The following is a 1603-nucleotide window of genomic DNA, read 5'->3' on the forward strand; positions in this document are numbered from 1 at the left end:
GCGGGGAGATGGGGATCAAGCGATACGAACTGAGCGAGGGGCAGTGGGCGCGGATAGCGGCGTAGTTGCCGGGCAAGGCTGGTGACCCTGGCCGGACGGGCGGCGATAACCGGCTGTTCGTCAACGGCTGTTTGTGGGTGTTGCGCTCCGGGGCACACTGGCGCGACCTGCCAGAACGTTATGGCAAGTGGAAGACCGTGCATCGCCGTTTCAGCCGTTGGTGCCATGCCGGCGTGTGGGAGCGGGTGTTCGCAGAACTGACCGCCGACCACGACAACCAATATCTGATGCTCGACAGCACCATCGTGCGCGCCCATCAACAGGCGGCGAGCGGAAAAGGGGGGCCAAGGATCAGGCGCTGGGGCGTTCTCCTCGTCCCGACCCGAGTCCCTGCTGTCGCCCCTTGAGGCGTAGACGACCACTACCACCTCGAATTTCCGGCGCTGGCGCAAACCAGACCTGCACACCTAGCTAGTGCCCGTCCATAAACGTTAAGCTGCTGAAATTATTGTATTAATCGCGATATCTCCGCGGGCAAAGCCCGGCGGCTTCAGGTATACTTTAGATCAAGCTACTGATTCTAAAGATAAACCCGTAACCGCCGGAGCCGACAATGCGCCAAGAACGCACCGTCCAGGCGAGCATATTCGATCTTTTCGCCGAACACGAGATCGGTCGTGAACTGAAGGTGATGTCGCAATGGCTGGATGAGCATCGCGATCTGCTCGGGCTGGTGACACGGGACCTGCGCCGGCATGGTCTCAAGGAGACCGGCCGCGAGGGGCTGCCGGCCGAGGCTGTGCTGCGCTGCGCGCTGCTCAAGCAGCATCGCCAGTTGAGTTATCAGGAACTGGCCTTCCATCTCGAAGACTCCGCCTCGTTCCGGGCCTTTGCCCGCTTGCCGTGGGGGTGGAACCCGAAGAAGTCGGTCTTGCACAAGACAATCAGCGCGATCCGGGCGCAAACCTTTGAAGAGATCAACCGGGTGCTGCTGGCGAGCGCCCGGCAGGAGAAACTGGAAAGCGGCAAGGTCGTGCGTGTGGACAGCACCGTCACCGCCGCACCGATCCATGAACCGAGCGACAGCAGCCTGTTATGGGACGCTGTCCGGGTGATGGTGCGACTGTTGCAGCAGGCTGATGCACTGGGTCGCGCCATCCCATGGCACGACCATCGTCGCGCGGCGAAGAAGCGGGCTCGAGCGATCGAATATACCCGCGGTCGCCCGAAACGGGTGAAGCACTACCGCGAACTGCTCAGGATCGCGCGCACCACCTTGAGCTATCTGCAGCAGGCGAGTGGACAGTTGCTCCTCACGGTGGGCCCGGCGGTCGAACTCTGGCAGGCGCAAGTCTGCCGCTACAAGCCGCTGATCGAGCGGATCATTGCCCAGACCGAGCGGCGGGTCCTGGCCGGCGAGGCGGTGCCGGCTGGCGAGAAGCTGGCGAGCCTGTTCGAGCCGCATGTCGACATCATCGTCAAGGGCAGCCGCGACGTCGACTACGGCCACAAACTCAATCTGACCACCGGCACAAGCGGACTGATCCTCGACCTTGTCATCGAAGCGGGCAACCCGGCCGACAGTGAGCGCTTGCTGCCGATG

Annotated in this window: 1 protein-coding gene and 1 pseudogene; both read left to right on the forward strand. The window is 62.7% G+C overall.

The genetic code is table 11. The features are described 5' to 3' along the window. Positions 1–65 precede the first annotated feature (65 nt). Positions 66–370, forward strand: a pseudogene (locus GHK62_RS18900) (IS5 family transposase); the annotation flags it as partial. Positions 371–613: 243 nt separating this feature from the next. After that, positions 614–1603 (forward strand): ISNCY family transposase (locus GHK62_RS18905; RefSeq protein WP_153440670.1); only part of this gene is annotated, 990 nt, incomplete at its 3' end.

The organism is Sinorhizobium terangae, from assembly GCF_009601505.1.
Taxonomy (GTDB): domain Bacteria; phylum Pseudomonadota; class Alphaproteobacteria; order Rhizobiales; family Rhizobiaceae; genus Sinorhizobium; species Sinorhizobium terangae.